Annotated in this window: 19 protein-coding genes; 10 read left to right on the top strand and 9 right to left on the bottom strand. The window is 70.4% G+C overall.

Features of this window, described 5'->3' with window-relative positions; all coding sequences use genetic code 11:
* Positions 1-7 precede the first annotated feature (7 nt).
* From ACX114_RS02850 to ACX114_RS02840, 3 genes are all read right to left on the bottom strand, one after another.
* Positions 8-538, bottom strand: coding sequence for a TspO/MBR family protein (locus ACX114_RS02850; protein ID WP_459294446.1), 531 nt, complete (start codon positions 536-538; stop codon positions 8-10).
* A 98-nt stretch (positions 539-636) separates the two neighbouring features.
* Positions 637-1,407 carry a ferritin-like domain-containing protein gene (locus ACX114_RS02845; protein ID WP_459294444.1) on the bottom strand — a complete coding sequence of 257 codons (771 nt, stop codon included), beginning with the start codon at positions 1,405-1,407 and terminating at the stop codon, positions 637-639.
* Positions 1,404-2,609: a hypothetical protein gene (locus tag ACX114_RS02840; RefSeq protein ID WP_459294442.1), complete on the bottom strand. Its 1,206-nt coding sequence runs from the start codon at positions 2,607-2,609 to the stop codon at positions 1,404-1,406. Before ACX114_RS02840 ends, ACX114_RS02845 begins: the two co-directional genes overlap by 4 nt.
* Positions 2,610-2,888: 279 nt before the next feature.
* Here ACX114_RS02840 and ACX114_RS02835 point away from each other — a divergent pair, with 279 nt between their 5' ends.
* The 3 genes from ACX114_RS02835 to ACX114_RS02825 are packed head-to-tail and all read left to right on the top strand — an operon-like array spanning position 2,889 to position 6,808.
* Positions 2,889-5,231: a CHASE2 domain-containing protein gene (locus tag ACX114_RS02835; RefSeq protein WP_459294440.1), complete on the top strand. Its 2,343-nt coding sequence runs from the start codon at positions 2,889-2,891 to the stop codon at positions 5,229-5,231.
* A gap of 27 nt (positions 5,232-5,258) precedes the next feature.
* Positions 5,259-5,822, top strand: a complete 564-nt coding sequence (locus ACX114_RS02830; RefSeq protein WP_459294438.1) for an SH3 domain-containing protein — start codon at positions 5,259-5,261, stop codon at positions 5,820-5,822.
* Positions 5,822-6,808 (top strand): M48 family metalloprotease, encoded by a 987-nt coding sequence (locus ACX114_RS02825; protein WP_459294436.1) that lies wholly within the window; start codon positions 5,822-5,824, stop codon positions 6,806-6,808. Before ACX114_RS02830 ends, ACX114_RS02825 begins: the two co-directional genes overlap by 1 nt.
* A gap of 13 nt (positions 6,809-6,821) precedes the next feature.
* On the opposite strand, the gene ACX114_RS02820 is transcribed toward ACX114_RS02825, so the two are convergent.
* From ACX114_RS02820 to ACX114_RS02810, 3 genes are read right to left on the bottom strand one after another with little or no spacing between them, the layout of a single operon-like run.
* On the bottom strand, positions 6,822-8,603 hold the full coding sequence (locus tag ACX114_RS02820; RefSeq protein WP_459294434.1) for a hypothetical protein: 1,782 nt from the start codon (positions 8,601-8,603) through the stop codon (positions 6,822-6,824).
* Between the two features lie 9 nt (positions 8,604-8,612).
* Complete coding sequence (locus ACX114_RS02815; RefSeq protein ID WP_014393395.1) at positions 8,613-9,575, bottom strand: ParA family protein; 963 nt, start codon at positions 9,573-9,575, stop codon at positions 8,613-8,615.
* A gap of 52 nt (positions 9,576-9,627) precedes the next feature.
* On the bottom strand, positions 9,628-11,646 hold the full coding sequence (locus tag ACX114_RS02810) for a HEAT repeat domain-containing protein (protein ID WP_459294432.1): 2,019 nt from the start codon (positions 11,644-11,646) through the stop codon (positions 9,628-9,630).
* Between the two features lie 239 nt (positions 11,647-11,885).
* Between ACX114_RS02810 and ACX114_RS02805 the strand changes: the two genes are divergently transcribed.
* A complete protein-coding gene (locus tag ACX114_RS02805) occupies positions 11,886-12,767 on the top strand; it encodes an NAD(P)H-dependent flavin oxidoreductase (RefSeq protein WP_459294430.1) in 882 nt (293 codons plus the stop codon).
* A gap of 423 nt (positions 12,768-13,190) precedes the next feature.
* The gene (locus ACX114_RS02800; RefSeq protein WP_014393392.1) at positions 13,191-13,565 is read left to right on the top strand and encodes a helix-turn-helix transcriptional regulator; all 375 of its coding nucleotides are present in this window, start codon (positions 13,191-13,193) and stop codon (positions 13,563-13,565) included.
* 16 nt (positions 13,566-13,581) lie between these two features.
* On the opposite strand, the gene ACX114_RS02795 is transcribed toward ACX114_RS02800, so the two are convergent.
* Complete coding sequence (locus tag ACX114_RS02795) at positions 13,582-14,979, bottom strand: sensor histidine kinase (RefSeq protein WP_459294428.1); 1,398 nt, start codon at positions 14,977-14,979, stop codon at positions 13,582-13,584.
* 46 nt (positions 14,980-15,025) lie between these two features.
* A complete protein-coding gene (locus ACX114_RS02790; RefSeq protein WP_459300055.1) occupies positions 15,026-15,652 on the bottom strand; it encodes a phospholipase D family protein in 627 nt (208 codons plus the stop codon).
* A 126-nt stretch (positions 15,653-15,778) separates the two neighbouring features.
* Between ACX114_RS02790 and ACX114_RS02785 the strand changes: the two genes are divergently transcribed.
* The 5 genes from ACX114_RS02785 to ACX114_RS02765 are packed head-to-tail and all read left to right on the top strand — an operon-like array spanning position 15,779 to position 20,225.
* Positions 15,779-16,450 carry a TetR family transcriptional regulator gene (locus tag ACX114_RS02785; RefSeq protein ID WP_459294426.1) on the top strand — a complete coding sequence of 224 codons (672 nt, stop codon included), beginning with the start codon at positions 15,779-15,781 and terminating at the stop codon, positions 16,448-16,450.
* A gap of 34 nt (positions 16,451-16,484) precedes the next feature.
* On the top strand, positions 16,485-17,936 hold the full coding sequence (locus tag ACX114_RS02780; protein WP_459294424.1) for an aldehyde dehydrogenase family protein: 1,452 nt from the start codon (positions 16,485-16,487) through the stop codon (positions 17,934-17,936).
* A 27-nt stretch (positions 17,937-17,963) separates the two neighbouring features.
* Positions 17,964-19,403 carry an aldehyde dehydrogenase family protein gene (locus tag ACX114_RS02775; RefSeq protein ID WP_459294422.1) on the top strand — a complete coding sequence of 480 codons (1,440 nt, stop codon included), beginning with the start codon at positions 17,964-17,966 and terminating at the stop codon, positions 19,401-19,403.
* A 13-nt stretch (positions 19,404-19,416) separates the two neighbouring features.
* Complete coding sequence (locus ACX114_RS02770; protein WP_459294420.1) at positions 19,417-19,623, top strand: hypothetical protein; 207 nt, start codon at positions 19,417-19,419, stop codon at positions 19,621-19,623.
* The gene (locus ACX114_RS02765; protein ID WP_459294418.1) at positions 19,620-20,225 is read left to right on the top strand and encodes a hypothetical protein; all 606 of its coding nucleotides are present in this window, start codon (positions 19,620-19,622) and stop codon (positions 20,223-20,225) included. The genes ACX114_RS02770 and ACX114_RS02765 overlap by 4 nt, the downstream gene beginning before the upstream one ends.
* Here the strand turns inward: ACX114_RS02765 and ACX114_RS02760 are convergent.
* Positions 20,222-21,844 (bottom strand): ABC-F family ATP-binding cassette domain-containing protein, encoded by a 1,623-nt coding sequence (locus ACX114_RS02760; RefSeq protein ID WP_459294416.1) that lies wholly within the window; start codon positions 21,842-21,844, stop codon positions 20,222-20,224. The two genes, ACX114_RS02765 and ACX114_RS02760, sit on opposite strands and share 4 nt — an antisense overlap.
* Positions 21,845-21,954 lie beyond the last annotated feature (110 nt).

Genomic DNA, 21,954 nt, shown 5'->3' with positions numbered 1-21,954 from the left:
CCCGGCGTCAGGCATTGCGCCGGGCGATGTCGGTCGACAGCACGTTGGCGAAGGACACCCAGCCCAGGTACGGCGCCATGAACCACGGCGCCTTGCGGTCCACCCGGCTGGCGGCGGCGGTGTAGGCCGCGATGCTGCCCAGCAGGGCCCAGTTCTCCACCGCCGCGGCCTTGAGCTGGCGCTTGCGGAAGAACAGGTGGGACCACGCGGCGTTGAGCCCCAGTTGCATGAACCACAGGCCCAGCGCGCGCGAGCGCTCCGCGCCCGCGGGTGAGCCCCAGATGCGCCAGCCGGAGACGGCGATGAGCCCGTAGAGCGCCGTCCACACCGGCCCGAAGGCCTGGCGCGGCGGCTGGTAGGGCGGCTTCTTCAGATGCTTGTACCAGCGGCCCTCCACGGCCTCGCGGGTGCTGCGCGCGTTGAGGAAGACCGCGCCCGCGGTGATGGCGCTGAAGGCCCCCAGCGCCACCAGCGATTCACGGTTGAGCGTGGCGTTGTGTTCCAGACCCTCGGAGCCTCCCAGCTGGCTGAGCTGCATGTCGTTGCCTCCAGACGTGACGAAGCCGTTGTGCGAGCCCACAAGCTGTGTCCTCGCACAACGGCCTGCCACATCCGCCTGCCTGCCCGGCCGTCCGCTCAGGGCTGCGCGGGGACGGACGCGGCGTCCATGGGCGCGCGCGCCTCCGTGGACACGCCCGCCGCCAGCCAGCCCTTCACGAGCGCCAGGTGCTCGGCCTCCGCGTCCAGCGCCAGCTGGAAGCGGTCCGCGAGCGAGTCATGGCCCAGGCCGCGCGCCAGGTCGATGAGCAGCTCCCAGCTCGCGTTGTCCGTCAGCTCCGCCACCAGCAGCGCCTGCATGGCCTGCCGCAGGTTGGTGCGCGCGTCGGAGATGGCCGCGGGCACGCCCATGGAGATGACCGCGGTGAGGTCCGCCGACGGCGTCATCGCCGTGGGGTCCGCGCCCAGCTTCTCCATGGCCTCCGTCAGGAGGGCGAAGTGGCTGAGTTCGTCATCCAGGATCTTCGTGAGCAGCTCCCGCGAAGGCCCCCCCTCCCAGCTGCCGAAGACCTCCAGCTTGGAGAGCGCGCCCTCGTAGAGCCGGACGCCGCTGCGCTCGAAGGCGAGCCGCTCGCCCAGCTTGTCGATGAACACGGTGGGCTTGCCGCCCTTGAGCATGTCCACCGCGGTCTTCGCCACGCCCTTGAGGCTGGAGGGCGGCGGGACGTGGCCCAGGCCGTCACCGGACTCGCGCATGTACTGCTTGCGCACCTCCGCGATGGCCTGCGCGTCGCCCGGGCTGCTGGGCTGCGCGCGCTCCGCTTCCGCGATGATGTCCTTGCTGTCCACGGGAGACGTCTTGATGCCGGTGCGGTTCATCCCCACGTCGGCGACGGTGTCCTTGCTCATTGCAGCCTCCTCCCCTCGAGCACCGAGCCCATGCGCTCCGCCTTCGCGGCGAGCTCCGTGCCCGGCCTCCATTTGTACCCAGCCGCCGCCGTCTCCGAGGGCGACCCTTCCGAGTTGAGCTGCGCCTGGTACACGAGCGTGCGGTGGTCCGGCGGCAGCTGCGACTTGTCCACGTACTCGGTGCCGTCCGAGCGCATGTCCACCTCCTGCGAGAGGACCTTGCGCACGAACTCACGGTGCTCCTTGAACGCGATGGGCTCCGGGAGCGCGCGGGGCAGCACCTCCGCCGGGTCGCGCTTCTCCAGGTTCTTGAACAGGTCCATCACGTAGTGGAGGTGCCCCAGCTCGTAGTCCACGAACCGCTGCCACACCTCCTTGATGCGCGGGTTCGTCTCGTACGCGAGGCACGAGTAGTAGTTGTAGACCTCCATGGCCTCATGGAGCATCCACTTCTCCAGCAGGGACTCGCCGGGGTCCATCAGCGAGCCGTACTGGGTGACGTGCTGCTCCTCGATGGAGGCGATCTCCGCGTAGAGCTGCCGCGCGACGGGGTCCGTGAACGTGGGGCCCACGGTCATGTAGTAGTCGTGCGTCTGGAACTCGGACGCGGTGATGGTCATCGCGTGCAGCTTGGACAGCGGATCCGCGGTCTTGCAGTCGTAGGGACGGCGCAGGTCATCCAGCGGATGGCGGTGCTCCACGGCGGTGGGGCGGCCCGGGATGATGTCCGTATAGGACTGGGTGATGTTGTTGGGGTCCTGGCCCTCCAGCCGGTCATAGAGCGCGGAGTAGCGGTACAGGTGGTCGAAGTCCTCCAGCATCCCGAACCGGTACGTCTGGGCCAGATAGGGGTCGGGCTCGTGGATGGCCACGCTGGCGGTGACTTCAATGGCCAGCTGCTCGAAGCCGAGCGTGGTTTCGATGACCTTCTGGTCCGGCGGCGTGAGCCAGTTCACCAGCGTCTGCTGGTGGTGCTCCGCGCGGCGCACCAGCGCCAGGTGCGGGCGCAGCTCCAGGTTGAGCCGCGCGAAGATGTGCTTCATGCGCAGGGCATCCGCTTCGATGCCGTTCATCAGGATGACGCGCGTCCGGGTGAACGCGTCATCATCCATCTTGCTGTAGGGCCGCCGCACCATGTCCTTCCAGGTGAAGGACTGGCGCTCCACGGCGACGCCTTTTTCTTTGAACAGGTCCAGGGCCACGGGATGACTCCTCAAGGCAGGGACAGGCATTGAACGCGGGCGATGGCCGTCACCGCCTCGGGTCCCATGGGCCTCAAGGTTGGGAAGACTTGGCCAACGGCAACAGACGTGCAGGCGTCGGCCGTCGTCCGCCGGGGGCTGCGACGGCTCGCCAGGTCCCCTGCTTCGCGGGGCTCTCCGGATCCTCGTGGATAAAGCGCCAGCCTCCCCAGCCCTTGCTCGTGTCGCGGCGGCGTCTCCCGGAGTAGCGTCACGCCGTCGACCTCGTGGGGAGGGGCCGTGGCGGGTGAGACGTGGAAGTTGCTCCAGGAGCGCTGGCGCCATCACGGACGCGTGATGCTGGGCATCGCGCTGGTGGCCACACTCGCCGCGTGGGCGTGCGAGGAGGCGAAGGTCCTCGAGGGCACGGAGCACATCGCCTACGACGAGGCCCTGGTCCGGTTCACGGGGGGCCGGGAGAAGTCCGGGCAGGTGGTCGTGGTGGCCATCGACCAGAGCACCCTGGATGAAATCAGCCAGGACTCGCAGCTGCGGATCAACTTCGGCAACTGGCCGTACACGCGTACGCTGTGGGCGCGCATCGCGCAGGAATTGAAGGCCCAGGGAGCCAGGGCCGTGCTGTTCGACGCGGTGGTGGACGAGCGGACGGCCGACGAGTCCACCGACCTGGGCTTCGCGCAGGTGCTGCGTGAGACCGGCCTCCCCTTCTACGTGGGCATGTCGACCAGCGAGTCGGCGAAGAAGATTGCCCGCGCGGACCTCCAGGCCCCCGTGCCGCTGACCGCTCCCGAGAGCGCGCCCGCCGCCAGCCCTCCACAGGATGATTCCTTCCCCGAGGAGTTCGAGGACGCACCGGCCCCGGCCACGCCCGTGCTGACGGACGAGGCCCTGGCCCGGGCGCTCGCCTTCCCCGCGCGCCGGACGGATGGGGAGGCGTTGCCCAGGCTCGGGCAGATGCCATCGACGCCGCCACCGAAGCCCCGCTACCCGGTGCCTCCGACGCCCGCCCTCCTGGGTGCGGTGAACGGGGTGGGACTGGTGGACATGGAGGCGGATGGGGACGGCTCCATCCGCCGCACGCGCTTCGCGTACACGGACGGCACCAACACCTACGTGACGCTGCCGGTGCGCATGATGGCGGACCTGCTGGGCGCGAAGGAGGTCACGTTCTCCGGCCGCACCCTCCGCCTGGGCGAGCGCACGTGGCACGTGGACGACAACGGGAGCGCCGCGCTGGACTACGGCGGTTCGCTGGAGCAGCGGTTCAGGACGGTGACCCTCTTCGCCGTGCTGAACGACTGGATCCACCGCTTCAAGGGTGAGCCCCTGGAAGTGCCCGCGGGCACATTCCAGGACAAGGTCGTCGTCATCGGAGGCACGGCGGTGGGCCTCAACGACATCAAGGCCACGCCCTTCTCCCCCGCGGAGCCCGGGCTGGTGAAGCAGGCCACGGTGGTGGACACGCTCTTGTCGGGGACGTTCATCACCCGCGCGCCCCCGGGCGTGGACCTGGGCCTGACGTTCCTCGTGGCGCTGGTGTCCGCGGTGCTGCTGATGATGGCGCGCTGGACGCCGCTGGAGGTGGCCTGGCCGGTGGCGCTGATCCTGGGGCTGCACGTGCTCACGGGCCTGCTGCTCAAGGCAGCGCACACGCACGTGCTGATGGCGATGCCCGCGCTGGCGGGCGTGGGCGCGAGCGTGGCGGCGCTGGCGTTCAACCACCTGGTGGCCAACCGCGAGACGCAGTTCATCCGGCAGGCGTTCCACCGCTTCATGGAGCCGAAGCTGGTGGAGCAGATGATCCGCTCGCGGCAGCTGCCTCGCCTGGATGGGGAGAACAAGGAGATCACCGCGTTCTTCAGCGACATCCGCGGCTTCTCCACCTTCAGCGAGCGCTTCAAGGAGGACCCGCGCCAGCTGGTGCGCATCCTCAACACGTACCTCACGGCGGTGAGCGGGGCGCTGCTGCGCGAGGGCGGGTGCCTGGACAAGTACATCGGCGACGCGGTGGTGTGCCTCTTCGGCGCGCCCATGGCCCAGGAGGACCACGCCGTGCGCGCGTGCCGGGGCGCCCTGGCGGCGAAGGCGGCGGTGGAGGCGCTGCGCGTGGACTTCCGCGCGAAGGGGTTCCCGGACGTGTACACGCGCATCGGCGTGAACAGCGCGGTGAACTTCGTGGGCAACTTCGGCAGCGATCAGCTCTTCAGCTACACGGCCATTGGCGACGGCATGAACCTGGCCGCGCGCCTGGAGGGCGCGAACAAGGCCTACGGGTCGGTCATCATGATTGGCCCGCGCACGTACGAGCTGGCGCGGGAGCACATCGAGGTGCGCGAGCTGGACCGGGTGCGGGTGGCGGGCAAGACGGAGGCCGTCACCGTGTATGAGCTGCTCGCGCTCAAGGGCCAGCTGGACGCGTCCACCCGGCACACGGTGGCGCGCTACCACGAGGCCCTGGCGCTGTACCGTGAGGCCCGCTTCGCGGAGGCCGCGGCGGTGCTGGAGGCGGAGGCCGCGAAGGTGCCGGAGGACGGGCCCACGGCGAAGCTGCTGGAGCGTTGCCGCGAGTATCTGGAGACGCCCCCGGAGAAATTCGATGGCGTCGCGAATCTGGAGAAGTGACGGCGTATCAGGTTGGGGAGGATGACGATGAGACGATGGACCTGGGGCGTCGTGCTGCTGGCGCTGGGAGTGCCGGCGACGGCCGCGTGGGCGGTGAAGAAGGACGAGAAGCTCTACGTGAAGGCGCGCAACACGCGCGTGCTCAAGAGCGCGGTGCCCACGGCGGACGTGGTGGCCGTGCTCCAGCCCGGGCAGCAGGTGACGTGGAAGGGCGCGGACCCGAAGAACGCGCAGTGGCACCAGGTGACGGAGCCCGGAGGCAAGGCCGGCTACGTGTTCCAGACGAACCTGTCCACGAAGCCGCCCGACATGGAGCTGGTGTCCAAGGACGGCAAGACGCGCGGCATCGACCCCTCCGCCTTCGTGTCCAGCGGCGCGGCGGTGAAGGCGCTGAGCCCGGGCGCGGAGAAGTACGGCAAGGAGAAGGGCGGCGACTACGCGGACGCGGTGGCGCAGATCCAGAAGCTGGAGGGCCTGGCCCTCAAGGTCACGCCCGCGGAGATCGACGCGCACGTGAAGCAGGCCGGGCTGTTCCCGGTGGTGGCGCCCAACACGAAGCTGGGCCCCCAGGCGAAGAAGGCGGTGAAGTGATGCGCTCGCGCATGGGGATGCTGGCGGTGGTGGGCCTGGGGCTGAGCCTCACGTCCTGTACCCAGGTGGCGAAGGGCCTGAGGGCCGCGAACCTGGGCGAGGACGCGAACCGGGTGGCGGCCGCGGCGGAGAAGGTGGGGTCCTGCGACAAGCTGAAGGTCGCGCCGGCCATCCAGGAGGAGTACGCGCTGGGCAGCGCGCTGGCCATCCACTGGGCCCGCCAGGGCAGTGGGTTGATGCTGTCAGGCGCGGCGGAGGAGAGGCTGAACACCTACGTCAACACGGTGGGCCGCAACCTGGCGATGCAGTCCCCCCGGCCGGAGCTGAGCTGGACGTTCGGCGTGCTCAAGGACGCGGAGAACTTCAACGCCCTGTCCGCGCCCGGTGGCTATGTGTTCGTCACGCGCCGGCTGCTCCAGGGCGTGGACAACGAGGCGCAGCTCGCGGGCGTGCTGGCGCATGAGATTGCCCACGTCGTGCTCAAGCACGCGCTGCGGCAGTACGTCGACGTGAAGGTGAGCACGTGCAAGGGCGCCGCGGTGGCGGGCGCTGTCGTGTCGACGGTGGCCTCGAAGGTGGTGGGCGCGAGCCGGTCGGACGGCCGCCTGGACCTGGACTCGGACACGGGGCTGATGGCGAAGATGGTCGAAGGGACCGTGGAGCTCGCCGGCAAGGGCCACCGCAGGGACGAGGAGCTGGCGGCGGACGCGCTCGCGGTGGAGCTGCTGCTGTCCGCGGGCTACGACCCGGGGGAGTACTCGCTGTTGCTCGGCAAGACGACCGGGGGCGGCGGAATCCTGGCGAACCACCCCAAGGCGAAGGACCGCCAGGAGCAGATTGCCCAGCTCGTCGAGGCGCGGCGGAACAACGCGGATCCGCTCGCGCGGGTGGACGTCGCGTCGCTCCAGCGGCCGGACCTGCCCGCGGCCTTCGCCGTCGTGGGGCCCCTGAAGAAGCCCACGGGCGTGGCGAAGGACGCGAAGTAGGCGAAGGGGCGTTTCAGCGCACCGTGGCCTGGCTCAGGGCGCGGTGCACGGACTCCAGGGCCTTGCGCGCCTCCAGCAGCTCGGCGCGCTCGGCGGTGAGGGACGCGACCTGCTGGGCCAGCACGTCGCGCTCGCCCTGGAGCGTCTCCACGGCGCGGCGCAGGGAGGCGGACTCGTCCTTGGCGCCTTCCAGCTCCACGGCGAGGCGCTCCTCTTCCGCCAGGCTGTCGGCCAGGGCCAGCTTGCCCTTGGTCACGACCTGCTCCAGCGCCTCGTGCTCCTTGGCGGCGGCCTGGAGGGCCTGGCGGGACTCCTGGAGGGACAGGAGCGCTTCGTCGCGCTCGCCTTCCAGGGAGGCCAGCTCGCGCTCCAGGTCGGCGAGCAGCTTCACGCGGCCTTCCATCTCCGCGGACAGGCGGCGGGCCTCGTCCATGCGGAGGCGAGCCTCCTCGGTGGCCTTCTCCGCCTGGCGGCGGGCCACTTCGAGGTCCTGGGTGAGCGTGAGGTTGGCCGCCTTGACCTTGGTGAGCTCCGCCTGGAGGTGGGTGATGCGCTCCACGGCGCGCTGGCCGGCTTCCGCGACGGTGGCGGGCAGCGGCTCCGGGCGGGGGTTCTCGCGCACGGCCTTGAGGCGGGCCTTGAGCTTCTCGCGGCGGGATTCGGAGTCGTCCTCGCGGGGAGGCGCGGGCGTCTGCACCTCGACGGGGGCGGGCGCGGCTTCCTGTCGGGCCACCGTCTCGGTCGTGGTGACGGTGGAGGCCTGGACGGCAGCGTACGTCGTCATGGGCTCGGCCTCGGAAGGCATGCGGAGGGCCTGAACGCCCATCCGTCCATCGAACTGTACTCCGGGAGGCGGGCCCGCGAAGGTGGCCGGCATTCCGCGGGGGGCTTCCGCCTGCGCCATCGCCGGGGGCGGCGAGGCGAACGTGACCGGCGCGGCGCGAGCGGCTTCGGCCTGCGGCGCCGGGTTCGCGGCGGGCGCGCGGGCTTCAGCCTGGGGCGGCACCGGCGCGGTCGGCGGCTCCATGCGGGCCACTTCGGCGCGCAGCGCTTCGGTGTGCGTCACGGAGTGGGCCAGGGGCGCCACGCGCGTCGCGTCCACGTGCGTCGCGGCTGCCGGACGCGCCGTCAGTGCATCCCAACGCGCGGCGGCGGGCGGGGACGGCTCCACGTGCGTGGGGGTCGGCTCGGCGCCCAGGGGCTCCCGGCCGAAGGCCTCGACCACGGACTCCCGCTGCTGCGCGACGGACACATTCCACGCGGACGCGGCGACGGCCTCCGCCACCTCGCGGTGCGACACCGGCGGCACGGCGTCCGCGTCCCAGACGGACTCTTCGGGCGCGCTCTCCTGCGCCACGTTCCAGCCGGGCGCGGTCTCCTGCGAGTCCGAGTCCAGCCACGGCGCGGGCGGAGCCTCCTCCTCCACGCGCGCGGCCTCCGGGGACACCAGCGCGGACAGCGCGTGGGACACCGGCGAGAACGAGGGCGCCGTCACCGCCGGCAGCCCCTGCGCGGCCGGGGGCGGCGCGGCGTGCCTGGGCGGGGCGTTCAGCGCGGCCTCCATCGCCTCGGCGGCGGTGGGGCGCGGGCCGGCGCGGCGCTCGATGCGCGCGCGCACCTCGGAGGACAGGTCCGGCGACTCCGCGACGGGCGCGGGCGCTTCCGGCGCGGCGGGCTCCGGCGTGGCGGCGGCGGCGGTCCCCGTGGGGTCGGCCGGGTCGAGGGCACCCGTCAGCGCCCCCAGGCGGAGGCGCGGCTTCGCGCGGGACACGTTCTGTTCGAAGGCTTTCTTCATGGGGAAATCTCAGCCGGCTTTCGTCGCGGTGCCGGCCTTCACCGCCGCGGCGTGCGCGGCCACCAGGCGCGGCAGCACGTTGTCCAGCATGGCCTGGATGTCGTTGGCGCCCTTGGACGTGGGGTCCGCCACGAACACCGGGCGGCCCTCGCTGGAGGCCTGCGCGAACTTGGTGCACTGCCGGATGATGGTGGGCAGCAGGTACTCGGGGTAGTGCGTCTGGAGCGCCTCCAGCGCCTCCTTCGCCAGCTTGAAGGTGGCGTTGAAGGAGTTCACCACGATGAACACGTGGTCCAGCACGTGGTTCAGGTCCTCCTCCAGGCTCTGCACCGTTTCGAACAGCAGCTTGAGGCCGTGGAAGGACAGGAAGTCCGCGAGCACCGGCACGAACAGGTCGTTCGCGGCCATCAGCGCGTTCAGGTTGAGCAGGCCGAAGGACGGCGGCGCGTCGAAGACGATGAAGTCGTACTGCGCCTCCACGTCCTTGAGCGCGTTGCGCAGCTTGAACTCACGGCCGGCCATGGGCATCAGCGCCAGGTCCACCGTGGACATGCTCAGGTTGGACGGGATGAAGTCCAGGTTGGGCAGGGTGGACTTCTGCACCACCTGCGCGAGCGGCGTCTTGCGGACGAGCACGTCCAGCAGCGTCTTCTCGAAGTCCTCGCCCTCGTAGCCCAGGCACTTGGTGGCGTGGCCCTGGCTGTCCAGGTCGATGAGGAGGACCGCGTAACCCAGCTCCGCCAGGCGCCACGCGTAGGACGTGGACAGGGACGTCTTGCCGGTGCCGCCCTTGAAGTTGAGGAAGAGCTGTTTGCGCAGGCCCGCGGTGGGCGGGAACTTGTTGAGCGTCGTGCGCAGCTCCCACACGTCTTCCGGGCCGTAGGCGTCCTTGCGCAGCTCCGCGGGGATGGACTTCGGAGTCACGCCGAGCATCTCGGCTACCTGCTTCGAGCTGTACGTCGGCGCTTCCATGAACGACCCTTCGGATGACGTGTGAGGCCTGGGCGGGTTGCTGCACCTTGCCTCAAGCGGCGAAGTATTTGTGCCCCCTTCGCACGATGGCCCCTCGGGCCACCAGCAGGGCAACAGCCTCCTGGGCGAGCTCCGCCGGAGCGGACAGCCCGGACGTCAGCTCGGCGAGCGAGCGTCCTCGGACAGCGACCCGCACCTCCTGCAACATCGCCCCACACAGCGCCTCCACGGGAGACGGGCCGCGCTTGGGAGGAACCGGCGGCTGGGCGGAAGGAGCCGGAGCGCGGGCGGGAGGAGGCGCGCCCATGGCGACCAGCGCGGCCTGCACGGGCGTCCGCCGCACTGCGGGCTGCGCGGGCGCGGCCTGCGGCACTGGCGCGGGGGGCGCGGGCGGAACGGAGGCCACCGGGCGAGAAGGCGGCGCGGCAGGGCCCGAAGCGAAGGACACGGGGCCACCATTAGCGACCCGGGCGGGCGCAGGAGCCGCACCGTGCATCACGGCAGGTGCGGAGCGGGCCGCGCCCACGGTGGCGACGGCGAGCGCGGGGGCGGCCACCGGCGTGGCGGTCCACTGCGAGGTGTTCGCGGCGATGTCCGCGAGCGACACCGGCACGGCGGTGTGCTCGGGAATCGAAGGGAGGGGCTGAGGCACCGCGACCGGGGCACTCACTTGCGGCGCGGCATTCGCCGCCGCGGGCTGCGCCTCCGCGACCACGGGGGCCACGCGCACGGGCTCCACGGGCTTCACTTCCAGCGTCGCGCGCACGGGCTTCACGGGCAGCGTCGCCAACCGGCGGATCTCCCGGCGCCGGTGCGCATCATCCAGCGCGACCACCGCGGACACGTCGTGGCCCAGGATGCGCGACAGGCTCTGCGCCGCCGCCTTGCGCACGCGCGCCTCGCTGTCGTCCAGCGCGCCCAGCAGCAGCGTCCGGGCGTTCTCGCCCCGGCCCGCGCCCAGCGCCAGCGCCGCCAGCGCGCGGACCTCCGGATCCGTGTCGTGGATGGCGTCCTCGCCCAGCCGCCGCGCCGTCTCCCCCTCCAACCCCAGGGCCAGGAGCGACGCGCGCCGGCGCACCGAGCGGTCCGAATCCTTCATCGCCTGCGCCAGGTGCGGCGCCGCGTCCTTCGGAGCCAGCACCAGCAGCGCCTTCAACGCCGCGATGCGCACCTCCGGCACCGGCGACGACAGGAGCGGCGACACCACCGACGCGCCCTCCTCCCGGCACAGCCCCGCGAACGCCTGCACCAGCGCCACCTGCGCCGTCGCGTCCGTCTCCGCGTGCAGCGCCGCCGCCAGCGCAGGGGCCGCCGCCGGATGCGCCAGCGCCTTCAGCCGCTCCGCCGCCCGCACCCGCGCCGCCGCGTCCGCCGCCGACAGCTCCCGCACGGAGAACCCGAACAGCGTCTCGTCCGTGGTGCTGCCCGCGTGCCCGGACAGCTCCGCCATCTGCTCCGGGCTCACCCTCAGCCGGCCTTCGCTCTGCAGCCGCTGCGCCTCGCGCGCCACCGGCGACAGCCCCGAATCCACCGCGGCCGAGGCCATCGTCGAAGCCCGGGGCGGAATGGCCGGCGCGGGACGCTCCGTCCAGGGCACGCTCGGGTCGGAGGCCTTCAGCGGCACCGCGGGCCCGTTGAACGGCGCGCGCACCGCCGGCACGTCCCCGCGGAGGATCACCTCGCTGCGCAGCTGGGAGATGAACGACGCCAGGTCGAACCCCAGCTCGTCGGCATCGTCCTCCGCCATCGCGCGCGACTGGCCGGACGAGTGGATCCGGCTCGCGTCCAGCAGCTTCGCCATCAGCTGGTCGCGCTCCAGCCGCAGCGCCTGGTTGAGCCGGGACAGCTCCTCGCGCTCGGCCTGGGCGCGGGCACTCTTCACCTCCAGCGACGCCACCTCCCGGCGCAGGTCCAGCTCACGCTGGTGCCCCGCCGCCAGGTCCTCCTTCAGGTGCGAAAGCTCGTCGCGCGCGGACGCCAGCTCGCCATGCAACTGCTGCGCACGGGCCTCGAAGTAGACGATCTTTTCGAGTGCGCTCTTGAGCAGCGCGTCCGGACGCTCGTCACTCACGACTGGCTCTGGCCTCCCCGCGAAGGCGCTCGGCGGCGCTCCCCGGTTCGCTTCACCGAAGGGACTCCCCGGTTTCCCGGCTCGCCGCCGGGGCGGGCACCTTATGTCAGCCCTACGTGCTACGTAAACCACGGAAACACCAGGGGTTTTCCCCCGCCAGGACACGCCGTGATTGACAACGCCGCCCAGGCCGATTTTTCGGCCTCGCGCTCGCGTGCACGCATGCTCCAATGCGGCGCATGGCCCCTTCGCGCATCGACACCGCGGTGACCCAGATGTTGGGCATCCGCTATCCCATCATCGCCGCCCCCATGTTCCTGGTGTCCAACGCGGCGCTCCTGGAGGCCGCCGGACGCGCGGGCGCCATTGGCGCGGTGCCGTCGCTCAACTACCGCACCGCGCAGGCGTACCGGGACTTCCTCCAGACGTTCCCGAAGGACGTGCCCTTCGGCGTGAACCTCATCCTCAAGTGGGCCGAGCGCCTGGAGGAGGACGTGGCCGCGACGGTGGAGCGCAAGGTGCCGCTGGTCATCACCAGCCTGGGCGACCCCACGCCCATCGTGGAGCGCGTGCACGCGTACGGCGGCAAGGTGTGGAGCGACGTGATTTCGCTGCGCCACGCGGAGAAGGCGGTGAAGGCCGGCGTGGACGCGCTCGTCGCGGTGGGCAGCGGCGCGGGAGGCCACGCGGGCAACCTGAGCCCCATGGTGCTGGGCCCGTGGCTCAAGGCGGAACTCGGCGTGCCGGTGGTGCTCGCGGGCGCGCTCTCCACGGGGCGCCACCTGGCCGCCACGCTCGCGCTGGGGATGGATGGCGCGTACGTGGGCACGCGCTTCCTGGCCACGGAAGAAGCGGGCGCCGCGCCCGACTACAAGCAGGCACTGGTGGACGCGGGGCCCGAGGACCTGGAGTACACGAAGGAGGTCACCGGCGTGCACGGCAACTTCATCAAGAGCGCGCTGGAGCGCTTCCGCGCGGGCCAGGGCAAGGCGTGGAAGGACACCTGGAGCGCGGGCCAGGGCGTGGCCTTCGTGAAGGACGTGCTGCCCGCCGCGACCGTCGTCGAACGCATGGTGCGCGAGTACTCCGAAGCCCGCGCCGCGCTGCCGTCCGAATCCTGAAGCAGCACTGAAGCAGCCCGGGTATCGAGCCCCGCTTCCGGCCCCTTTCGCCGGAAGCGCGCGGTCTCCCCGGACCCGCGAAGTCGTCGCGAATCGCACGAAGCAACCTGGCACGTCGGGCGACCTCTCAAGGCCTTCCCGTGACGTCTTGGGAGGGACGGAAGCGCGCCCGCCTACCACCCCGGTTCGGCGCGCGTGACGCGCTGGAAAAAACACCCGGGAAGCCTTGCCAAACGCGCGCGCCGGAACGGCGGAAACGGCGGATTGTCGAGGGTTTGCGGGCCCTGTCCGCATGCCCGGAGATGTCAGACCCCACTCGTAATCTGTGTCTCACGAGGTCACGCAAGGCAGCGACTTCTCCCCGGTACCTCTCCGTCTGAAAAGCGGGGGGAGAAGCTCCTCTTTCGACAGGTTTTGCACGCCATGGAACAGCGACTGGCAACCCTCATTGGAAACGCGGTGCGAGTGGCCCGGCAGCGGCTGGAGCTGACGCAGGCCGATGTCGCCGAGCGCGTCGGCATCGCCACCGAGGTGTACGGCCGTTTGGAGCGCGGGCACATGCTGCCCAGCGTGCGGACGTTGCGGAAGCTCTGCCTCGTGCTGAGCTGCTCGTCGGACGTGCTGCTCGGGTTGAGCGCGACGGCGGCGGTGACGGAGGACGGCGCGCCGCAGCTCGCGGAGGATCCGCCGGAGTACCGCGAGCGTCCGGAGGTGCGGCGCCTGATGCGCACCGTGCGCAAGCTGGACTCCCCGCGCCTGCGCCTGTTGGGTCAGGTGGCGCACGCGCTGGAGCGATGAAGCACTGAAGAGGGGGCTACTCGGCCGCGGGCTCCGCGTTCGCGTCCACGGGCGCTGGCGCTTCGCGGTGCACAGGGGGGGATGCGGTACCGGCGACGGGCAACCGGAGGATGAAGCGAGCACCGCCTTCGGCGCGGTTCTCCGCGTCCAGGGTGCCGCCCGCGCGCGCCACGTAGTCGCGGCAGAGCGCCAGGCCCAGGCCGGTGCCCTTACCGGGCGGCTTCGTGGTGAAGAAGGGCTCGAAGAGGCGCGGCAGCGCGGCCTCGGGGATGCCGGGCCCGTTGTCCTCCACCTCCACCCGCACGCGGCCGTCCTCCATGCGCGCGCGCAGCATCACGTGCGCGGGCTTGCTGGAGCGCGCGGCCTCCAGCGCGTCCGCGGAGTTGAGCAGCAGGTTCACCAGCACCTGCACCAGGTGGCGGGCCGTGACGCGCGCGGGGGAGAGCTCCTGCGCGACGTCGCGGTCCACCACGCCCAGGCTGCGCAGGCGCACCGAGGCCAGCCGCTGCGCCTCGGCCAGCGCCTGCGCGACGTCACACGACTCCAGCTCGTCCGGGGCCTCGCGCGAGAACAGGCGCAGGTCGGTGACGATCTGCTGGATGCGCAGCACGCCTTGCTGTGTCTCGTCCAGCACGCGCCGCATGTCCTCCAGGTCCTCGGGCGCGCCGCGCGCCCATTCCTCCTGGAGGTAGTGCAGGTTCGACTTCACGTACGCGAGCGGGTTGTTCACCTCATGGGCCACGCCCGCGGCCAGCTGTCCCACCACCACCAGCCGCTCCACCTCCGCGCGCTGGCGCTCCACGCGTGCGCGGCGGGACTCGCTCTCCGCCAATTGGCGCAGGGCCTCCACGCGCTCCAGGTGCGCGTTGCGCTCGGCCGCGCGCAGCTTGCGGAAGGCCTCCGCGCCGTGCGCGGACACCGCGAACACGAAGACGAGGCTGAAGCACTGGCTGACGAACGCCGTCCAGGGCACGTGCGCCAGCCACATCATCAGCAGCACCGCCGCGAGCGTGCCGCCGATGGCGGACCACACCGGCAGCCGCTGGCCCGGGACGAAGACGGCGACGAAGAGGGGCACCGTGTAGAACGACGGGAACAGCGGGCTGGACAGCCCCCCGGTGAGCTGGATGCTCACGGAGAGCGCCGTCAGGCTGACGGTGCCCGCGGCGATGCCGCTGAACGGCGGGCGCAGCCACCCCGCGCCGACCGCGGCCCCCAGCGCCAGGAACGCCACGGCCCAGCCCAGGTGCACCGCGAGGAAGTCCGCCCGGAAGCGGCCCAGGATCAGCGGGTGCGCCAGCGAGCCCAGCGTGATGAGCAGCGCGCACCACCAATACGTGCGCCGCCGGACCCGCCTTCGGGCCCGGACATCCGCGCTCGCGTCGTCCCACGCACTGGAGGTTGGAGACGTCACCCCGCGCTGGTCCCCCAAGGCGCGTGGCGCGGCGCGAAGTACACCTTCATGTCGAGTCCTCCCGTGGACGTCGCAGCCGGCGGGACTTCCCCAAACGCACCGCGTCCCGTCCCCGTTTCTTCGCCTGTCCGCCGCCGGAGGGCAAGATGGGGTCAGGACACACCGCGCGAAGCCGGCATCCCCGGCACTCGGCGCCGCTCCACACGGCCTCGAAGAGGGCCGTCGTCCGGTCGATGGTGTCGAAGTCCTCCGTCACGAAACCCAGCTCGAAGTTGCGGACATCGTCGCCCTTGGCGCCCAGGCCCGCGCCGGTGAGGTTGGCACTTCCCAGGTAGACCCATGCGCCGTCCACCACCACCGCCTTGAAGTGGACGCGGGGGCACACCTTCAGTTCCAGCCCGCCCTTCACCAGCCGGGAGCGGGCGTCGAACGCGGCCCGGAACGGCCGGCTGGGCAGCTCCGCGTGCAAGAGCCGCAGCGCCACGCCCCGGGCGGCCAGCCAATCCAGCACCTCCAGGAGCGGCACGAACGCCCCCTTCGAGCGCTCCACGTACATGGCCTTCACGTTGGCGGTCGCCATCCACACCGACTCGCGCGCATGGGCCAGCTTGCGCAGCACCACCTCCTGGTACAGCGCGCTCCCCGACAGCAGCTCCGCGTCGATGGGCCTCATCATGTCACCCAGCGTCGCACACGGGATTACACGATTCCATCCCCCTCCCCTCGCGAACGTCCTGCGGTGAAAGGAGACCCAGGCACCGGCTTGACCCGATGACCAGCGGTCATTTAACTCCGGGTCATGGCGGGAGCACTGGCCGAGAAGCGGGTCGTGCCGCTGCGGGCGCGGCGGGACGAGGACAAGGAAGCGCGGCGGCGGGAGCTGCTGGACGCGGCGCGGGCGCTGTTCGAGGCCACGTCGTTCGCCGAGGTGAAGATGGCGGACGTCGCGGCGCGCACGGGCCTGGCGAAGGGGACGGTGTTCCTCTACTTCCCGACGAAGGAGGCGCTGTTCCTGGCGCTCCTGGACGACCTGCTCACCGCGTGGTTCGCGAAGCTGAACGGGCGCCTGGCCGAAGACGGCACGTGGACGGGCCACCAGCTGGCGCGCACGGTGGCCCATTCGCTGGAGGGTGAAGAGACCTTCACGCGGCTTCTGGCGCTGGCGCAGACGGTGCTGGAGCAGAACGTCACGGTGGCGCAGGCGCAGGCCTTCAAGGAGCGCGTGCTCGTGTCCATGGGGACGACGGCGGCGCTGCTCCAGGCACGGCTGCCCTTCCTCACGCCGGAGTCCGCGGTCCAGATCATCCGCCACGTGCACGCGCTGATGACGGGCCTCAGGCAGATGGCGGACATCGCGCCCGTGGCGCGCGAGGTGCTGACGCTGCCGCACATGGCGCCGCTGCGCGTGGACTTCTCCGCCGAGCTGACGGCGGCCATCACCACCCTGCTTCGCGGGCTCGAAGCCCGCTGACCCATTCGCGCATTTCTTGAAACGGAGCTCCGTCATGCTGGAAGCCGTCGCGTCCCTCCTCCCCCAGGCCTCGGTTGAAGTGGACCGCATCCGCGCGGTGTTCGAGTCGCAGCGCGCGAACCGCTGGAACCTGTCGCGCAGCACGGCGGCCGAGCGCATCGCGAGGCTGCGCAAGCTGCGCGAGGCCATCATCGCGCGGCGCGAGCAGCTGGCGGAGGCCATCCACCAGGACTTCCGCAAGCCGGCGATGGAGGTAGAGCTGACGGAGATCCACCCGACGCTGGAGGAGCTGAACCACACGGTGAAGCACCTGAAGTCGTGGATGAAGCCCAAGCGGGTGGCGACGCCGCTGACGCTCAAGGGCGCGTCCAGCCACGTGCGCTTCGAGGCGAAGGGCGTGGTGCTCATCCTCTCGCCGTGGAACTACCCGTTCCAGTTGGTGGCGGCGCCGCTCATCGCGGCCATCGCCGCGGGCAACGCGGTGATGATCAAGCCCAGTGAGAAGACGCCGCACACGTCGCGCTTCCTGGCGAAGCTGGTGCGGGACGTGTACCCGGAGAACGAGGTGGCGGTGTTCGAGGGCGGCGCGGAGGTGGCGGAGGCGCTGCTCCAGCACCCGTTCGACCACTTCTTCTTCACGGGCAACCCGAACATCGGCCGCAAGGTGATGGCGGCGGCGACGAAGTTCCTCTCCAGCGTGACGCTGGAGTTGGGCGGGAAGTCGCCGGTCATCATCGACGAGTCCGCGAACGTGAAGGCGGCGGCGGAGGCGCTGGCGTGGGGCAAGTTCGTCAACGCGGGCCAGACGTGCGTGGCGCCGGACTACATCTACGTGCCGGCGTCGAAGCAGCAGGCCTTCCTGGAGGCCTTCACGGCGGTGCTGACGCGCTTCTACGGCGCGACGGAGGCCGAGCGTCAGGCGAGCCCGGACTTCGCCCGGGTGGTGGACCCGGCGGCGTGGAGGCGCCTCAAGGAGGTGCTCGACCGCACGGTCGCCGCGGGGGCGAAGGTGGAGGCGGGCGGCACGGCGGACGGGCCGTCACGGTACGTGTCACCCACGGTGTTGTCCGGGGTGACGACGAAGATGCCCATCATGGAGGCGGAGATCTTCGGGCCGGTGTTGCCGGTGCTGACGTACGAGCGGCGCGAGGAGGTCTACGCGCACATCAACGAAGGCGGGAAGCCGCTGGCGCTGTACGTGTTCTCGCAGGACTCCAAGATGGTGGAGGAGGTGCTCCAGAACACGACGTCCGGCGGGGTGGTGGTGAACAACGTGCTCATCCACGTGGCGAACCCGAACCTGCCGTTTGGCGGAGTGGGAATGAGCGGGCTGGGGAACTACCACGGGCACTACGGCTTCAAGACGTTCAGCCATGAGCGGGCGGTGATGGTTCAGTGGATGAAGTCGCTGGCCGCGGTGTTCTTCCCGCCGTATCGGGGAAAGACCCAGGAATGGGCTTCCAAGGCGACCCGGATGCTGGAGTAGGTCCCGGGGAGGGAGAGAGGAACCGGCATGCGCGTGGTGTCAGTGGAGGAGGCCCTGGTCCCGGGAGACCTGCAGGCGGTGTTCGACCGCCTCCAGGCGCGCCGCTGGGAGCTGGCGAAGACAGGGCCGAAGGAGCGCCTCGCGCGGCTGGAGAAGCTCAAGGCGCTGCTGCTGGAGCGGCGTGAGGAGCTGGCGGACGCGCTGCACGAGGACTTCCGCAAGCCGCCCGCGGAGGTGGAGGCGACGGAAATCCTCCCGGTGCTGCTGGAGCTGGCGCACGTTCAGAAGCACCTGAAGGCGTGGATGAAGCCGCGCAAGGTGGGCGCGCCGCTCCTGCTCACGGGCACGAAGAGCGAGGTGCACCCGGAGCCCAAGGGCGTGGTGCTCATCCTGGCGCCCTGGAACTACCCGTTCCACCTGCTGGTGTCGCCGCTGGTGGCGGCGGTGGCGGCGGGCAATGCCGTCCTGTGCAAGCCCAGCGAGAAGACGCCGGGCACGGCGCGCTTCCTGGCGCAGCTGCTGCGGGACGTGTTTCCGCAGGACGAGGTGGCGCTGGTGGAGGGCGGCGCGGACGTGGGCGAGGCGCTGCTCCGGCTGCCGTTCGACCACTTCTTCTTCACGGGCGGGCCGCGCGTGGGGCGGAGGGTGATGGAGGCAGCGGCGCGGCACCTGGCGGGGGTGACGCTGGAGCTGGGTGGGAAGTCGCCGGTCATCGTGGATGCGTCCGCGGACGTGGACGTGGCGGCGGAGCGGATTGTCTGGGGGAAGTTCCTCAATGCAGGCCAGACGTGCATCGCGCCGGACCACGTCTGGGTGCACGCGTCGAAGGAGGAGGCGCTGCTGACGGGGATGAAGTCCGCGCTGGAGCGCTTCTACGGAAAGACGGAGGAGGCGCGGCGCGCGACGCCAGACTTCTGCCGGATGGTGGATGACGGCGCGTACAAGCGCGTGTGCCGGCTGCTGGATGAGTCCGTGGCGGGAGGCGCGCGGGTGGTGGCGGGAGGCGGCGTGCACGCGGAGACGCGCTACATCGCGCCGACGGTGCTGGCGGACGTGACGCCGGAGACGGCGGTGATGGACGAGGAGATCTTCGGGCCACTGTTGCCTGTGCTGCGCTTCGAGTCACTCGATGAAGTGGTGACGCAGGTGCGCGCGGGCGGCAAGCCGCTGGCCATGTATGTCTTCAGCCACGAAGAGGCCACGGTGGAGCGCCTGCTGAAGGAGACGAGCGCGGGCGGCACCGTGGTGAACAACGTGGTGTTGCACAACGTGAACCCGCACCTGCCGTTTGGCGGCGTGGGCCAGAGCGGGCTGGGCGCGTATCACGGCGAGGCGGGCTTCAAGGCCTTCAGCCACGAGCGCGCGGTCGTGAGGCAGGGCCGCACGGCCTTCACGAACCTGTTCTTCCCGCCGTACCGGGGCAAGGCCCAGCGCCTGGCCCGGCTCGCGAGCAAGCTGTTCGAATAGGATGGTAGGCACGATGAGCTCCGACAACGCACCGCCGCCTCGTGGCCTCTACGGACAGCGCCCCAGCAAGAGCGCGGATGCGGCGCGGAGGGCCCAGTTCGAACGACTGGCCGCGATGACGCCTCGGGAACGCGTGTTGCTCGCACTGAGCCTCAAGGAGCGGATGCGCTACATCACGCCTGCGCGCACGCATGGGCCCGGCCCGGATGCGCCCAAGTGAGCGACACAGTCAGCCCTAATCGGCAGGAGCGAACGCTCCAGATCGCCGAGCGTGTGGTCGGCATCCTGGAGCAGCACGGCATCTCCGCCGCGGTGATTGGTGCCATTGCCCTGGCCGTTCACTACTACCCGCGTCAGACGGAAGACTTCGACTTGGCCATCAACATCAATCCCTTCCCCCGGTTTCGTCAGCTTGACGAGGCTCTACGGAGGGAAGGCTTCGAAACCGATCTCAGCTACCCCGATGCGGAGGATCCCCTGGGCGGAGTACTTCGTGTCTCAGGAGAGGACTTTGAGACCATCGAGGTCGTGAACTTCCAGAATCCATGGCCCGGAGCGAAGGACAACACCTCGCTTGCGCAAGAGGCCATTCAGTCCGCGTCGTTGGCCTTGAACCCGGGCAGTCGCCTCCGGGTCGTCGACCTTCCCCACCTCATCGCCTTGAAGCTGTTCGCGGGAGGATGGAAGTCGAAGGCCGACGTCCTGGAGCTTCTGGAGCGCAACCGGCAACACCTGGATGTCGCCGGGCTGCGTGATGTCTGCGAGCGCCACGGGATGGGGCCAGCCCTTCGGCCCCTCCTCGAAGAACTTGGGATTTCCTAGCTGCGCAGGCCCGGGGCTTCCTGGCCCGTGCGCGCGACGTACTCGGTGTAGCCGCCGCCGTACTTGTGGATGCCGTCCGGCGTCAGCTCCAGCACGCGGTTGGACAGCGCTCCCAGGAAGTGCCGGTCGTGGGACACGAACAGCATCGTGCCCTCGTAGCGCGAGAGCGCCGTGATCAGCATCTCCTTCGTGCCCATGTCCAGGTGGTTCGTGGGCTCGTCCAGCACCAGGAAGTTCGGCGGGTCGTAGAGCATCTGCGCCATCACCAGACGCGCCTTCTCTCCACCCGACAGCACCCGGCACTTCTTCTCCACCTCGTCGCCGCTGAAGCCGAAGCAGCCCGCCAGCGCCCTCAGCGAGCCCTGCCCCGCACGCGGGAACGCGTCCGACAGCTGCTCGAAGACCGTCTTCTCTCCGTCCAACAGGTCCATCGCGTGCTGCGCGAAGTACCCCATCTTCACGCTGCCACCCAGCGCCACCGTGCCTTCATCCGGCTGCGTCGTGCCCGTCACCAGCTTCAGCAACGTGGACTTGCCCGCGCCGTTCACGCCCATCACGCACCAGCGCTCCGCGCGGCGCACCAGGAAGTCCAGGCCGTCGTAGATGGTCCGCTTGCCGTAACCCTTGCTCACGTTCTTCAGGTTCACCACGTCGTCACCGGAGCGCGGCGGCGGCTGGAACTCGAAGAGCACCGTGGAGCGGCGCTTGGGCGGCTCCACCTTCTCGATCTTCTCCAGCTTCTTCACCCGGCTCTGCACCTGCGCCGCGTGCGACGCGCGGGCCTTGAACCGCTCGATGAACTTGATCTCCTTCGCGAGCATTGCCTGCTGACGCTCGTACTGCGCCTGCTGCTGCGCCTCGTTCTGCGCACGCTGGCCCTCGTAGAAGTCGTAGTTGCCCGAGTACGTCGTCAGCGAGCCGCCGTCGATCTCGACCACCTTCGTCACGATGCGGTTCATGAACTCGCGATCGTGCGACGTCATCAGGAGCGCGCCCTCGTACCCCTTGAGGAAGCCCTCCAGCCAGATGAGCGACTCCAGGTCCAGGTGGTTGGAGGGCTCGTCCAGGAACATCGCGTCCGGCCGCATCAGGAGGATGCGGGCCAGGGCCACGCGCATCTTCCAACCGCCGGACAGCTTGCCCACGTCGCCGTCCATCATCTCCTCGCTGAAGCCCAGGTCCGCGAGGATCTCCCGCGCGCGGCCCTCCAGCGCGTAGCCGCCCAGCTCCTCGAAGCGGCCCTGCACGACGCCGTAGCGCTCGACGAGCTTCTCCATGTTGTCCGCCTGGTCCGGGTCCCCCATGGCGGCTTCCAGGTGCTTCATCTCCGCCGCGACGGTGCTCACCGGGCCCGCGCCGTCCATGACCTCGGACACCGCGCTGCGGCCGTTCATCTCACCGACGTCCTGGCTGAAGTAGCCAATGGTGACGCCGCGGTCGATGGAGACCTGTCCCTCGTCCGGGTACTCCTGGCCGGTCATCATCCGGAACAGCGTCGTCTTGCCCGCGCCGTTCGGGCCCACCAGGCCCACCTTTTCGCCCTTGTGGAGCGCGGCCGACGCCTCGATGAAGAGGATCTGCTGACCGTGTTGCTTGCCAATGTTGTCGAGACGGATCATGTGCGTACCGAAAAGGCCCGGGGAATCAGGCGGCGCGCCCTTATGCCATGAGCCGCCCGCCGGAGGGATGCTTCCGAACCCCCAACGGCCTCCGTCCCATCCGCGCGTCC

The sequence above is a fragment of the Corallococcus sp. M7 genome (assembly GCF_054512695.1).
The sequence above is the reverse complement of the archived record's forward strand: the minus strand, read 5'-3'. Positions and strand labels throughout refer to the sequence as shown.

Excerpts from the sequence above, each read along its gene's own strand:
- ACX114_RS02850 (WP_459294446.1), bottom strand. The coding sequence starts at position 538 with ATGCAGCTCAGCCAGCTGGGAGGCTCCGAGGGTCTGGAACACAACGCC.
- ACX114_RS02845 (WP_459294444.1), bottom strand. The coding sequence starts at position 1,407 with ATGAGCAAGGACACCGTCGCCGACGTGGGGATGAACCGCACCGGCATC.
- ACX114_RS02830 (WP_459294438.1), top strand. The coding sequence starts at position 5,259 with ATGAGACGATGGACCTGGGGCGTCGTGCTGCTGGCGCTGGGAGTGCCG.
- ACX114_RS02825 (WP_459294436.1), top strand. The coding sequence starts at position 5,822 with ATGCGCTCGCGCATGGGGATGCTGGCGGTGGTGGGCCTGGGGCTGAGC.
- ACX114_RS02820 (WP_459294434.1), bottom strand. The coding sequence starts at position 8,603 with ATGAAGAAAGCCTTCGAACAGAACGTGTCCCGCGCGAAGCCGCGCCTC.
- ACX114_RS02815 (WP_014393395.1), bottom strand. The coding sequence starts at position 9,575 with ATGGAAGCGCCGACGTACAGCTCGAAGCAGGTAGCCGAGATGCTCGGC.
- ACX114_RS02805 (WP_459294430.1), top strand. The coding sequence starts at position 11,886 with ATGGCCCCTTCGCGCATCGACACCGCGGTGACCCAGATGTTGGGCATC.
- ACX114_RS02800 (WP_014393392.1), top strand. The coding sequence starts at position 13,191 with ATGGAACAGCGACTGGCAACCCTCATTGGAAACGCGGTGCGAGTGGCC.
- ACX114_RS02790 (WP_459300055.1), bottom strand. The coding sequence starts at position 15,652 with ATGAGGCCCATCGACGCGGAGCTGCTGTCGGGGAGCGCGCTGTACCAG.
- ACX114_RS02785 (WP_459294426.1), top strand. The coding sequence starts at position 15,779 with ATGGCGGGAGCACTGGCCGAGAAGCGGGTCGTGCCGCTGCGGGCGCGG.
- ACX114_RS02780 (WP_459294424.1), top strand. The coding sequence starts at position 16,485 with ATGCTGGAAGCCGTCGCGTCCCTCCTCCCCCAGGCCTCGGTTGAAGTG.
- ACX114_RS02775 (WP_459294422.1), top strand. The coding sequence starts at position 17,964 with ATGCGCGTGGTGTCAGTGGAGGAGGCCCTGGTCCCGGGAGACCTGCAG.
- ACX114_RS02770 (WP_459294420.1), top strand. The coding sequence starts at position 19,417 with ATGAGCTCCGACAACGCACCGCCGCCTCGTGGCCTCTACGGACAGCGC.
- ACX114_RS02760 (WP_459294416.1), bottom strand. The coding sequence starts at position 21,844 with ATGATCCGTCTCGACAACATTGGCAAGCAACACGGTCAGCAGATCCTC.